Origin of the sequence: Paraburkholderia sp. GAS334, from assembly GCF_050436625.1 — a bacterium.
Lineage (GTDB): Bacteria > Pseudomonadota > Gammaproteobacteria > Burkholderiales > Burkholderiaceae > Paraburkholderia.
Genome location: NZ_JBNDMO010000062.1, coordinates 1 through 13,507, shown reverse-complemented (window position 1 = coordinate 13,507; position 13,507 = coordinate 1). Strand labels below are relative to the sequence as shown.

Genomic DNA, 13,507 nt, shown 5'->3' with positions numbered 1-13,507 from the left:
CGATCTGTCTTGCGAAGTATTGCTGCAACCCGTCGAATGGCAGGCGCTGTATTGCCATACGCACCATACCAGGCACCCGCCGAAGAAGACCCCACGCTTGCAGCAAGCGGTGTTGTGGATCGCAATGCTTGGCGGCTACCTGAATCGCAAGCATGACCGACCACCGGGCCCGACTGTCATCTGGCGAGGCTTCCTTATATTGCACGAGATCACGAAGATGTATCAGCTCTTCAGGCAAAACGAATAGCATGATCATTCAACTTGTGGGTAATCCTGAGCCCTGAAGGACGAGGTTTGACGCGCAACCTGATCAAGAGGGCAACCGGAGAGAGGGCGACCCGAGCACGCCAACCCGAAGCACCGGAGCGGCGCAGCGCTGAAACGCCCGACGCGTCGTTGCAGCGCTTCTCCTTCTCGCCCTCACCTTGTTCACACGCGCTTACCGAGCGGCCCTCATCGCACACGAACCATCGTGTCACCCAACGTCGCCAGTGAAGCGGCCACGTGAATACCCGCCGGTTTCATTGCGTCGATCTTTGCGGCCGCCGAGCCTGTGCGGCCGCGAGATGATCGCGCCCGCACAGGCTCGCGCGCGTGCACCTGCTCCGGGTTCGAGCGCCGACGCGCCTCTGGGTGTCTGGCAGCGCGTCCTCTAAAAATCGAACTATTACATTCCACTGACCGCTCGATTGGCACACCCATCGAAGCGGGCCCGTCAGCATTCGACGCGAAGGCCAATTTCGGCGTTGTCGAAGCTTTGTGCGTCGCAAATTGATTTCCGTGGGTCGTCCTTGAATTCGGGCGATTCACGTCCATCGCAGCGCAGCAATGACATCGCGGCATCAAAATGCGCTTGAACAAATACGGTATGTGGAATATTGTATATCACAACGCACGCCACAACCCGTCGAGGAGAGACGTCATGCCAGAACCTCGGAAACCCCTGCCCCAGACCACCTCATCAACCGCAATGACGGCCGGTTGATGAAGGCTTGCACATCCTCCGCGTCCTCCACCTGCAGGTTGCCGCGCAAGTCGCCGTAACGACGGCCCGCCGCGTCGCACAAGTTCAATAGAAGGCAAGACAGCGAGACATCTCAACATGACAAACGATGCACAAGCTACCGAAACGACCGACGGATTCCATCTGGTCATCGATGCCCTGAAACAAAACGACATCCACACCATCTTCGGTCTGGTGGGCATTCCCGTCACCGACCTGGCGCGCCTCGCGCAAGCTGAAGGGATGCGCTTCATCGGCTTCCGTCACGAGCAGAACGCGGGCAACGCGGCGGCGATCGCCGGCTACATGACCCAGAAGCCCGGAATCTGCCTGACCGTGTCCGCGCCAGGCTTCCTGAACGGCCTGACTGCACTGGCCAACGCGACTACCAACTGCTTCCCGATGATCCTGATCAGCGGGTCCAGCGAGCGGGAGATCGTCGATCTGCAGCAGGGCGACTATGAAGAGATGGATCAGCTGAACGCTGCCAAGCCTTACGCCAAGGCCGCCTACCGTGTCCTGCACGCCGAAGATATCGGCATCGGCGTGGCACGCGCGATCCGCGCGGCCGTGTCCGGCCGTCCCGGCGGCGTCTATCTGGACTTGCCGGCGAAACTGCTGGCCCAGACGATCGACGCCGAGAAGGGGAGGCAATCGCTGGTGCGTGTGGTCGACGCGGCCCCGCGCCAGATTCCGGCGCCTGACTCGGTGAAGCGCGCGCTCGACGTGCTGAAGGGCGCCAGGCGCCCCCTGATTCTGCTCGGCAAAGGCGCTGCCTATGCTCAGGCCGACGCAGAGATCCGTGCGTTCGTGGAAAAGACCGGCATTCCCTACCTGCCAATGTCCATGGCCAAGGGGCTGCTGCCCGACACCCATGCGCAATCTGCATCGGCCGCCCGCTCGTTCGTTCTGCAGGAGGCCGACGTCGTGGTGCTGATCGGCGCCCGCCTGAACTGGCTGTTGGCGCACGGCAAGGGCAAGACGTGGGGCGCGGCGCCGAAGCAGTTCGTCCAGATCGACATCTCGCCCACGGAAATCGACAGCAACGTGGCCATCGCCGCGCCGGTCATCGGCGACATCGGTTCGTGCGTGTCGGCGCTGCTGGCAGGCATCGATTCCAGCTTCGCCAAGCCTGGCGCCGAGTGGACGAGGGCGATCGCGGAGCGCAAGGACAAGAACCTCGCGAAGATGGCAGCGACGCTGGAGCAGAATCCGTCGCCGATGAATTTCCACAGCGCGCTGCGCGCGATCCGCGACGTGCTGAAGACGCGCCCGGACATCAACGTCGTCAACGAAGGCGCCAACACCCTCGATTACGCCCGCAGCATCATCGACATGTACGAACCGCGCAAGCGTTTCGACTCCGGCACGTGGGGAATCATGGGTATCGGGATGGGCTTCGCCATCGGCGCGGCGGTGACGAGCGGCAAGCCGGTCGTCGCGATCGAAGGCGACAGCGCGTTCGGCTTCAGCGGCATGGAACTCGAAACCATCTGCCGCTACGACCTGCCGGTTTGCACCGTGGTCTTCAATAACAACGGCGTATACCGCGGCACCGATGTGAATCCGACCGGCGGCAAGGACGTCGCCCCCACCGTGTTCGTCAAGGGCGCGCGCTACGACAAGATGATCGAAGCCTTCGGCGGCATCGGCTACAACGCGACCACACCGGAAAAACTGACGAAGGCGCTCGTCGAAGCGATCGCATCGGGCAAGCCGACCTTGATCAACGCCGTCATCGACGAAGCAGCCGGCACGGAAAGCGGCCGATTGACGAATCTGAACCCGCAAAGCGCGGCGATGAAAAAGTAACCCTGGCAACCTCAGGAGATATCAAATGAGCAAACCCCTCGACGGCATCAAGATTATCGACTTCACCCACGTGCAAGCGGGTCCTGCGTGCACGCAGTTGCTTGCCTGGTTCGGCGCTGATGTGATCAAGGTCGAACGCCCCGGTTCCGGCGACGTGACCCGCAATCAGTTGCGCGACATCCCCGACGCCGACGCGCTGTATTTCACGATGCTCAACAGCAACAAGAAATCGCTGACGCTCGACACCAAGAAGCCCGAAGGTAAGGAAGTGCTCGAAAAGCTGATTCGCGAATCCGATGTGCTGGTGGAGAATTTCGGCCCAGGCGCACTCGACCGGATGGGCTTTTCCTGGGAGCGCCTCAATGAACTCAACCCGAAGATGATCGTGGCATCGGTGAAAGGCTTTAGCGACGGCCATCACTACGACGACCTAAAGGTCTACGAAAACGTCGCGCAATGCGCAGGCGGAGCGGCATCGACCACCGGTTTCTGGGACGGCCCGCCGACCGTCAGCGCCGCGGCGCTCGGCGATAGCAATACCGGCATGCATCTGGCAATCGGCATTCTGACCGCGCTGATCGGACGCGATAAAACCGGCAAGGGGCAGAAGGTGGCGGTGTCGATGCAGGACAGCGTGCTGAACCTGTGCCGCGTGAAACTGCGCGACCAGCAGCGCCTTGAACGCGTCGGCTATCTCGAGGAATACCCGCAATATCCGCACGGTGAATTCAGCGACGTCGTGCCGCGAGGCGGCAACGCCGGCGGCGGCGGCCAGCCGGGCTGGGTGCTCAAGTGCAAGGGCTGGGAATCGGATCCGAACGCGTATATCTACTTCACCGTGCAGGGTCACGCGTGGGAGCCAATCTGCCGTGCGCTCGGCAAGCCCGAATGGATCGACGACCCCGCCTACAAGACGGCGGAGGCGCGTCAACCGCACATCTTCGAAATCTTCGAGACGATCGAGGCGTGGCTCGCCGACAAGACCAAGTTAGAAGCCGTGAATATCCTGCGCAAGTTCGATATTCCGTGCGCGCCGGTTCTGTCGATGAAGGAACTCGCCAACGACCCGTCGTTGCGCGCGAGCGGCACGATCGTGGAAGTCCCGCACAAGAAGCGTGGCACGTACCTCACGGTGGGCAGCCCGATCAAGTTCTCGGACCTGAAGCCCGAAATCACCGCTTCGCCGCTACTGGGCGAGCATACGGACGAGGTGCTGGCGAGTCTCGGATACAGCAAGCAGGAAATCTTCACCCTGCACGAAGTCAAGGCTGTTTGACGGCGCAAGCAGGTAGAACTAGACGTATCTGAATTTTCGGAGCCTGCATGGACGGCGCCCGAGGCGGACGCCGTCTGCACTTGAACCGCCGCTTTTTTCAATTTCCGGTATCGCTATGCAAACAACCATCTTCGAACAACTGGTTGCGGTGATTCGCGATGAAACCAGCCGCTTCCAGGGGGAGCGCAATCTGCGCAAACGCCTGGCCGAACTGGAAGCCCAAGCGGGAGCGTAACGCAGCGCCAGCCGCGTCGATCCGGTTGACTTTCTCTTGTGACGATCTATCAGGAGGCATCCGATGCACGTCGAAGTACTTGGACAATATCGGCTCGAGTTGTCCGCGATGCAATTGATCCATAACGGCGGTTGGACCGCCTACGTGGGGATTCGCACGGCCGAAGAAAATCATCCGGCGCAACCCGATCTCCTGCCGTACCAGCAGGTCGTCGACGAGGCTGTTTTTGAAAGCGAGGAAGCCGCCATCGCCGGCGCGCGTCGCGTGGCGCTGGCGCTGCTCAGTCCGGCAACCCGGTAGCCCGGGCGTGCGGGGCGGGTACAGATCAATTTAGGGGAACGCGAGATGGGCAAAGCATTGGAGGATGTGAGGATCCTCGACTTCACGCACGTGCAATCGGGGCCGACGTGCACACAGTTGCTGGCGTGGTTCGGCGCGGATGTGATCAAGGTGGAGCGCGCCGGTGCGGGCGATGTCACGCGGGAGCAACTGCGCGATATCCCTGATGCGGACAGCCTGTACTTCACGATGCTGAACCACAACAAGCGCTCCGTTACGATCGATGCGAAGAACCCGGAAGGCAAGCAGGTTCTCGAAGCACTGATCCAGAAATGTGACGTGCTGGTGGAGAACTTCGCACCGGGCGCGCTCGACCGGATGGGCTTCACGTGGGAGCGGATCCAGGAGCTGAATCCGCGCATGATCGTCGCGTCGGTCAAAGGCTTCGGCCCCGGCCCTTATGAAGACTGCAAGGTCTACGAGAACGTCGCGCAATGCGTGGGCGGCGCGGCGTCGACTACCGGCTTCGACGACGGTCCGCCGGTTGTCACCGGCGCCCAGATCGGCGATAGCGGTACCGGGCTGCATCTTGCGCTCGGCATTGTCACCGCGCTGTATCAGCGAAAAACGACAGGGCGTGGTCAACACGTGCTCGCGGCGATGCAGGACGGCGTGCTGAACCTGTGCCGCGTGAAGCTGCGTGACCAGCAGCGCCTCGAACGCACCGGCGTCATGCGCGAATATCCGCAACATCCGAACGGCACCTTCGGCGAAGCGGTGCCGCGAGCGGGCAATGCGTCGGGCGGCGGCCAGCCGGGCTGGATCCTGAAGTGCAAGGGCTGGGAAGCGGACCCCAACGCGTACATCTATTTCATCACACAGGCGCCGGTGTGGGCAAAGATCTGCAACGTGATCGGCAAGGAGGAATGGGCCACCGATACGAACTACGCGACGCCCGCGGCACGCCTGCCGCATCTGAAGGAAATCTTCGCCGATATTGAGCGCTGGACGATGACGAAAACGAAGTTCGAGGCGATGGAAATCCTCAACAGGTACGACATTCCGTGCGGCCCGATCCTGTCGATGAAGGAGATCGCCGAGGAGCCGTCGCTGCGCAAGACCGGCACGATCGTCGAGGTCGATCATCCGGTGCGCGGCAAGTATCTGACGGTCGGCAATCCGATCAAGCTGTCGGACAGTCCGACCGAGGTCACGCGCTCGCCGCTGCTGGGCGAACACACCGACGAGGTGATGGCCGAACTCGGTTACCACCCGGATCAGATCGCGCATTTACGTGCGGTCGGCGCGATATGAGCGCGTAAGCCAACCGTCGGCACGCATTTGACGCGCCGCACGCCGTAAAAGACATCGCCGCGCGATCGGCCTGATCGGTCGCGTCATTGCAGCAAAAAAATCGCAGGAGACATTCCGATGAAATCGTGGATACGTTTTCGGCTCGCCCATGGCCGGATTGGTTTCGGCGTGCTGGAAAACCATCGCGTCACTGAATACGAAGGAGATATGTTCGGCGACGCGGTCCCAAGCGCCAACGTACTGAGCTTCGATGACGTGGCGCTGCTCAATCCGTGTGTTCCTACGAAGGTGGTCGCGTTGTGGAACAACTTCCGCGCGCTGTCGGAGAAACTCGGCAAGGCCGCGCCTTCCCATCCGCTATTTCTGATCAAGCCCTCCACCTCCGTAGTCGGCCCGGGCGAACCCATCCAGCGGCCGCAAGCCTACGGCGGCAAGATCGCGTACGAAGGGGAACTCGCAATCGTGATCGGCAAGCGCTGCCGCAACGTCCCGGTAAACGAGGCGAACGATTACATTTTCGGTTACACGTGCATCAACGATGTGACCGCGGCTGAACTCCTGAACGAAGACCCCAACTTTGCGCAATGGTGCCGCTCGAAGGGCTTCGATACGTTTAGCTGCATCGGTCCTGCGATCCAGCGTGATTTCGACTGGCGTAATGCGCACGTCGTGACGCGGCTCGACGACGTCGAGCGGCAGAACTATCCGCTGTCGGACATGATCTTCTCGCCCGCCGAACAGGTCAGCCTGATCTCGCACGACATGACGCTGTTGCCCGGCGACGTCATTGCTATCGGCACCTCGATTGGCATCGGCTCAATCAAAGACGGCTCGACGGTCGAGGTGTCGATCGAAGGGATCGGCGTGCTGTCGAATACGCTGTCATCAGGGGCCTGACATGGCGATGACGATTGCAGTGCCGCGCGAAGTCCGCGCGGGCGAACGCCGCGTCGCGGCGACGCCCGAAACCGTCGGCCAGTTGCTGAAGCTCGGCTTCGCGGTGAACGTCGAAGCGGGCGCGGGCCTTAGGGCATCATTCGACGATGACGCGTATCGCGCGGCCGGCGCGCAGGTGGTCAGCGACACCCGTGCGTTGTGGGCCGATGCCGATATCGTGATCAAGGTGCGCGCGCCCGAACTGAATCCGGAGCTCGGGCTGGACGAAGCGACCTTGCTGAAAAAAGGCGCGATGCTGATCAGTTTCATCTGGCCCGCGCAGAACCCGGCGCTGCTCACGCAGCTCGCCGACGGCCGCACGAGCGTGCTGGCGATGGACTGTGTGCCGCGCATTTCGCGGGCGCAGAAGCTCGACGCGCTCAGCTCGATGGCCAATATGGCCGGGTACCGCGCGGTGATCGAAGCCGCGCAGCATTTCGGGCGCGTCTTCACCGGACAGATCACCGCTGCGGGCAAGATGCCGCCCGCAAAAGTGATGGTGATCGGCGCGGGTGTCGCCGGGCTCGCTGCAATCGGTGCGGCGCGCGGCTTGGGCGCGATCGTGCGTGCGTTCGACACACGTCCTGAAGTCGAGCAGCAGGTCGAAAGCATGGGCGCCGAGTTTCTCAAGCTCGATGTCGAAGAGGAAGGCAGCGGCTCCGGCGGCTACGCGAAGCAGATGAGCGCGAAGTTCATCGAAGCAGAGATGGCGCTGTTCGCCGCGCAGGCGAAGGACGTCGACATCATCATCACCACCGCGCTGATTCCGGGCAAGCCGGCGCCCAAGCTGATTACTGCGGCGATGGTCGAGGGCATGCGGCCAGGCAGCGTGATCGTCGACATGGCCGCGGAGCAGGGCGGCAACTGCGAACTGACGCAGCCTGGCGAGGTGGTGTCGGTCAAGGGCGTGACGATCATCGGCTACACCGATTTACCGAGCCGGATGGCGACGCAATCGAGTCAGCTCTACGGCACCAACATTCGCCATCTATTGACCGATCTGACGCCGCAGAAAGACGGTGTCGCGCGCATCGACATGGATGACGACGTGATGCGCGGCGCGACCGTCGTGTATCAAGGCGCTGTCAGCTGGCCGCCGCTCCCGCCGAAACAGGCTGCGATCGCCGCGCATCGCCCGCCGCCCGACAAGCCCGTGGCGAGCCCCGTCGATCCCGCGGAACAAGCGGCCGCTGCGGCTCGCTCGCGGTACACATCGCTCGTCTTGCTGGCGATAGCGGCGTTGGCGCTGCTCGCGCTCGGCGCGGTCGCACCGCCCGCATTCGTCGCGCATCTGACGGTGTTCGTGCTAGCGGTGTTCGTCGGCTACCAGGTGGTCTGGAATGTGACGCCGGCGCTGCACACGCCGCTGATGAGCGTGACCAACGCGATCAGCGGAATCATCGTGATTGGCGCGCTGCTGCAACTCGGCACGCCGAATGTGCTGGTAACGGTGCTGGGCGGCGTCGCTTTGCTGGTTGCCACGATCAACATCGCGGGCGGGTTTCTCGTGACCCAACGCATGTTGAAGATGTTCCAGCGCAACTAAGGAGTGGTCATGTTGAACGGAATCGGCAACATTGCGTATTTGGGCGCGAGCACGCTGTTTATCCTGAGTTTGCGCGGACTGAGTCATCCGACGAGCGCGCGCCGCGGCAATCTGTATGGCGTGGCGGGCATGCTGATCGCAGTCGTTGCGACGCTGATCATCGCACAGGGCGCGGGGATCGAAGTCGTATTGGCGGCGGCCGTGATCGGCGCAGCGGTCGGCGCGCTGCTGGCGCGGCGGGTCGAGATGACCCAGATGCCGCAACTGGTCGCGATATTGCATAGCTTTGTCGGGCTGGCCGCGGTGCTGATCGGCTTTACCAACTATCTGATGCCGGCCGGCGAGTTCGGCGGCGCGGAGCGGGTGATTCACCTGTCCGAGATTTATCTTGGCGTGTTTATCGGCACGATCACGTTCACCGGTTCGATCGTCGCGTTCCTGAAGCTGCAGGGCACGATTAGCGGCAAACCGCTTGTGATACCGGGCCGGCATGGGCTGAACCTGCTCGCGCTGGTGCTGTGCGTCGCGATTGGCTACCGGTTCCTTACGGCGCTGTCGAGCGCGGACGGCATCGTCGCATTGCTCGTGATGATCGTGCTCGCCGCGGCGCTCGGCGTGCATCTGGTGATGGCCATCGGCGGCGCGGACATGCCTGTTGTCGTGTCGATGCTGAACAGTTACTCAGGATGGGCCGCCGCGGCCACGGGCTTCATGCTGAGCAACGACCTGTTGATCACGACCGGTGCGCTGGTCGGTTCGAGCGGCGCGATCCTTAGCTACATCATGTGCCGCGCGATGAACCGCAGTTTCATCTCGGTGATTCTCGGCGGCTTCGGCGCGGCGAGCGGCACGAGTTCGGCGGATATCGCGGGGGAGGTGGTGGCGACCAGCGTCGACGAAGTCAGCGCGATTTTGCGCGACGCGTCCGAGGTCATCATCGTGCCGGGCTACGGGATGGCGGTGGCGCAAGCGCAGACAACGATCAGCGAAATCACTCGCAAGCTCGATCGTCTCGGCGTGCGGGTGCGTTTCGGCATCCATCCAGTCGCCGGACGCTTGCCGGGCCACATGAACGTGCTGCTTGCCGAAGCGAAGGTGCCGTACGACATTGTGCTCGAAATGGATGAGATCAACGAAGACTTCACCAACACGGACGTCGTCCTTGTGATCGGCGCAAACGATATCGTGAACCCGGGTGCGCTTGAGGATGCGGGCAGTCCGATCGCGGGGATGCCGGTGCTCGAAGTGTGGAAAGCGCGCACGGTGGTCGTGTCCAAGCGCAGCATGGCGACCGGCTATGCAGGTGTGGACAACCCGCTCTTCTACAAGGACAACACCCGGATGCTGTTCGGCGATGCGAAGGGCAGCGTCGACGCATTGCTCAGACAGCTCGACGCTTGATCGGCTGTTGCCGCGCTCGCTCGCCCGTAACTTCACCTTACTGACCGATTATGATCCGCCTACGCAAAGCAAAGATCGTCGCGACCCTCGGCCCCGCGACCTCTGATCTCGAAACGATTACCCAACTCTTTCACGCCGGCGCCGATGTATTCCGGCTGAATTTCAGTCACGGCTCGCACGAGGACCATCGGCGGCGCCATGAGCTGGTTCGCGAGGTCGAGCGTGCTTCGGGCCGGCCCATTTCGATTCTCGCGGACATGCAGGGACCGAAGCTGCGCGTCGGCCCGTTCGCCGAGGGCAAGGTGATGCTCGTGACGGGCGCCGAATTCGCGCTCGACCGGAACCCGGCGGACGGCGACGCCAATCGCGTATGCCTGCCCCATCCGGAACTCTTCGACGTCGTCGCCGCCGGCCAGTCGCTGCTGCTCGATGACGGCAAACTGCGCCTGGAAGTGCTCGACAACGACGGCGAGCGGATCCGCACACACGTGTTGCACGGAGGAACGCTTTCGGATCGAAAAGGAGTGAATGTTCCCGACGCGATACTGCCGATTCCCGTGCTGACCCAGAAAGACCTGATCGATCTGGAATTTGCGTTGTCGCTCGGCGCCGACTGGATTGCGCTGTCGTTCGTACAGCGTCCGGAGGATTTGATCGACGCGCGCGAACTCATTGGAGAGCGCGCCGGGCTGATGGTCAAGCTGGAAAAGCCGGCAGCGCTTGATCGGCTCGATGAGATCGTGAATGCGGCCGATGCGGTAATGGTCGCTCGCGGCGACCTCGGCGTCGAGCTTCCGCCCGAACGCGTGCCGGGCGCGCAGAAGCGCATTCTTCGATCCTGCCGCAGCCACGGCAAGCCGGTGATCATTGCGACGCAGATGCTCGAATCGATGATTTCAGCACCGGTGCCCACGCGCGCCGAGGCATCGGACGTCGCGACGGCGATCTACGATGGCGCGGATGCCGTCATGCTGTCTGCGGAGTCGGCCAGCGGCGGCTTTCCCGTGCAGGCCGTGGCGATGATGGAGCGGATCATCAAGGAGGTCGAACATGATCCGCTCTACCGGAGCCTGCTCGATGCCCAGCATGAACTTCCGCTGGGCACACCGGGAGACGCAATCTGCGCGGCACTGCGCGATGTCGCGCAGACCATCGCTGCGGTTGCGACGGTCACGTACACGACGTCCGGACACACCAGCCTGCGGGCCGCCCGTCAGCGTCCGGTCGCGCCGATTCTCAGCATCACGCCGAAGCTGTCGACGGCGCGGCGTCTTGCGCTGGTGTGGGGCGTGCATTCCACAGTCAGCCCTGACGTCGAATCGGTCGACGAGATGGTGAGTGCCGCGTGCAGCATCGCCGTGAGACAGGGCTTTGCAAATTCAGGCGACCCGGTGGCGATCGCGGCGGGCATGCCGTTCGGCGAATCTGGTACCACCAATTTGCTGCGAATCGCCAGAGTCTAGGCGACGCCGCACGCAAGCTGGACGGGTAGACGGAGATAAATGGCCGGAGCGCTTGCGATCGTGCGCGGGCGCTCGCTCGCAGTGACTGCAAAGCTTCGGGGATGTATTAACGATAGCTAATATGACGCAGAAGAAACTTTAACTTTTGTTAATTGTTTAAGCCGTCCATCATGGTTCAAGCGCCATGACAGTTCAGGCTTGACGTACAGGTGTTTTGATCAGGCAAGCAAACAAGTCAATAGACGGAGACAGAGAACGTGTTACAGACTGACACAGCCTTCAGCGGCTATACGGCGCGGCGGCATAACCGCTGGGTCCAGCTGGCAGCCGGCATCGCCTGCATGGGTCTTATAGCGAACCTTCAATACGCATGGACCCTCTTTGTCATCCCGATGGACGCCAGACACCACTGGGGGCAAGCCGCCATCCAGCTGGCGTTTTCGATTTTCATCATCACCGAGACCTGGCTGGTACCTGTCGAGGGTTGGCTCGTCGACAAGTTCGGTCCTCGCCCTGTCGTCATCGGCGGGTCGATCTGCGCTGGTTTGGGCTGGATTCTCGATGCCTATGCGCCGAATCTGCCGGCCCTCTACGTCGCCGCTGTGATTGCCGGTATCGGAGCGGGATGCGTCTACGGCACCTGTGTGGGCACGGCGCTCAAGTGGTTTCCCGACAGGCGCGGGTTGGCCGCCGGTCTGACTGCGGCGGGCTTCGGCGCCGGCGCGGCGCTGACGGTGATCCCGATCTCCAACATGATCCAGAGCGCCGGGTACGAGCATGCGTTTGTGTTTTTCGGCGTGTTCCAGGGTGTCTGCATCCTGCTGCTGGCAACCTTGCTGGTGCGCCCGAAGCCGCCGGCGCATGCGGCTGGGGTCAGGCGCATCGTCGCAACGAAGACCGATTACACGACGAAGCAGATGATTCGCACACCGCTTTTCTGGGTGATGTACGCCATGTTCGTGTGCGTCGCGGCAGGCGGCATCATTGCCACTGCGGAGATCGGTCCGATTGCGAAGGAGTATGGCTTTGCGGCTATGCCGGTCAGCGTGCTGAGCGTGACGTTGCCGCTGCTGACGATGACGCTGTCGATCAACAATATGTGCAACGGTTTCACGCGCCCGCTATGCGGTTGGATCTCCGACCGGATCGGCCGTGAGAACACCATGTTCATGACCTTTATCGGCGAAGCGCTGGCGCTGCTGGGGCTGATGCACTTCGGTCACAACCCGTACCTGTTCGTGCTGTTTTCCGGGCTCGTGTTCCTGTGCTACGGCGATATTTTCTCGAATTTCCCTGCGACGTGTGCCGACACGTTCGGCGCCAAATACGCGGCGGGGAATGCCGGTACGCTTTATACCGCCAAAGGGACTGCCGCCATGCTGGTGCCTGTGGCTTCGCTGTTGTCCGCGCACGGTGGATGGAACGCGGTGTTCATCTTCGTTGCGTGTATTTCCTTGATGGCCGGTGTGTCGGCGAAGTTCATCCTGTATCCGATGCGACGCCGCTGGATTCTGAACTCCGCTGCGCCCAGCACGACACCGGAAAGCTGCTTTCGACCGTCGCCTCTCGGTTCGCACGAGTGAGCGCCGCTGAAGCAGTGCGTGTTCGGCGTGCAATGCGGGATCAAAACGTGAAGGCATCTCAGGGCCGCTCTGCAGGAGACTATCTTGGCCGATTCGAAGGAGTTGATTGAGCGGCATATCCGCCGTGGTGGCTCCCTGCTTGCCGTGCTGCACGCGATCCAGGACGACGTCGGCTTCGTGCCGCCTGCCGCCGTCGCGCCGCTGGCGCGGGCGATGAATCTGTCGCGCGCGGAAGTGCACGGTGTCATCACCTACTACCATCACTTCCGCACCCAGCCTGCGGCGCCGGTCACGGTGCAGCTGTGCCGCGCCGAAGCGTGCCGCAGCATGGGCACCGAGGCGCTCGCGCAGCACATCGAGGCACGCACGGGCTGCCGCTTCGACGCCGGGCACGACGGCGGCCATCGGCATGACGCGGCCGTGGGCCTCGAATCGATGTACTGCCTCGGCCAGTGTGCGCTGTCGCCGGCGCTGATGATCAACGGCACGCTGCACGCGAAGGTCACGCCGCAGAAGTTCGACGCGCTGCTTGATCAGGTTGCGCGTCAAACCTCGCCCTTCAGGGCCCTTCAGGGCGGGGAAGGATAGCGCGGCCGCCCGTCGGGCGGCCTTTTGCTTTTGTTGCAAACCTGGCGTGTTCTCGGCATCCTGTAAGAATG

General features: G+C 62.4%; 11 protein-coding genes and 1 pseudogene. All 12 read left to right on the top strand.

The window, feature by feature from the left end:
• The coding region (locus P3T21_RS37430) for an IS4 family transposase (RefSeq protein WP_429260890.1) at positions 1-247 on the top strand (247 nt) is incomplete at its 5' end.
• Positions 248-1,102: 855 nt separating this feature from the next.
• The gene (gene oxc, locus P3T21_RS37425) at positions 1,103-2,815 is read left to right on the top strand and encodes an oxalyl-CoA decarboxylase (protein ID WP_429260889.1); all 1,713 of its coding nucleotides are present in this window, start codon (positions 1,103-1,105) and stop codon (positions 2,813-2,815) included.
• A 25-nt stretch (positions 2,816-2,840) separates the two neighbouring features.
• Positions 2,841-4,091, top strand: a complete 1,251-nt coding sequence (gene frc / locus P3T21_RS37420; RefSeq protein WP_429260888.1) for a formyl-CoA transferase — start codon at positions 2,841-2,843, stop codon at positions 4,089-4,091.
• Between the two features lie 139 nt (positions 4,092-4,230).
• Positions 4,231-4,326: pseudogene (locus tag P3T21_RS37415) on the top strand (histidine kinase); the annotation flags it as partial.
• A gap of 63 nt (positions 4,327-4,389) precedes the next feature.
• Positions 4,390-4,626 carry a hypothetical protein gene (locus P3T21_RS37410; protein WP_429260887.1) on the top strand — a complete coding sequence of 79 codons (237 nt, stop codon included), beginning with the start codon at positions 4,390-4,392 and terminating at the stop codon, positions 4,624-4,626.
• Between the two features lie 45 nt (positions 4,627-4,671).
• Positions 4,672-5,919, top strand: coding sequence for a formyl-CoA transferase (frc, locus tag P3T21_RS37405; protein ID WP_429260886.1), 1,248 nt, complete (start codon positions 4,672-4,674; stop codon positions 5,917-5,919).
• A gap of 117 nt (positions 5,920-6,036) precedes the next feature.
• Positions 6,037-6,816, top strand: coding sequence for a fumarylacetoacetate hydrolase family protein (locus P3T21_RS37400; protein WP_429260885.1), 780 nt, complete (start codon positions 6,037-6,039; stop codon positions 6,814-6,816).
• Position 6,817: 1 nt separating this feature from the next.
• A complete protein-coding gene (locus tag P3T21_RS37395; protein WP_429260884.1) occupies positions 6,818-8,401 on the top strand; it encodes a Re/Si-specific NAD(P)(+) transhydrogenase subunit alpha in 1,584 nt (527 codons plus the stop codon).
• A gap of 9 nt (positions 8,402-8,410) precedes the next feature.
• Positions 8,411-9,802 (top strand): Re/Si-specific NAD(P)(+) transhydrogenase subunit beta, encoded by a 1,392-nt coding sequence (gene pntB / locus P3T21_RS37390; protein ID WP_429260883.1) that lies wholly within the window; start codon positions 8,411-8,413, stop codon positions 9,800-9,802.
• Positions 9,803-9,852: 50 nt separating this feature from the next.
• The gene (pyk, locus tag P3T21_RS37385) at positions 9,853-11,265 is read left to right on the top strand and encodes a pyruvate kinase (RefSeq protein ID WP_429260882.1); all 1,413 of its coding nucleotides are present in this window, start codon (positions 9,853-9,855) and stop codon (positions 11,263-11,265) included.
• Positions 11,266-11,522: 257 nt separating this feature from the next.
• On the top strand, positions 11,523-12,848 hold the full coding sequence (oxlT, locus tag P3T21_RS37380) for an oxalate/formate MFS antiporter (protein ID WP_429260881.1): 1,326 nt from the start codon (positions 11,523-11,525) through the stop codon (positions 12,846-12,848).
• An 81-nt stretch (positions 12,849-12,929) separates the two neighbouring features.
• Positions 12,930-13,436, top strand: a complete 507-nt coding sequence (locus P3T21_RS37375; protein WP_429260891.1) for an NAD(P)H-dependent oxidoreductase subunit E — start codon at positions 12,930-12,932, stop codon at positions 13,434-13,436.
• Positions 13,437-13,507: the final 71 nt, after the last annotated feature.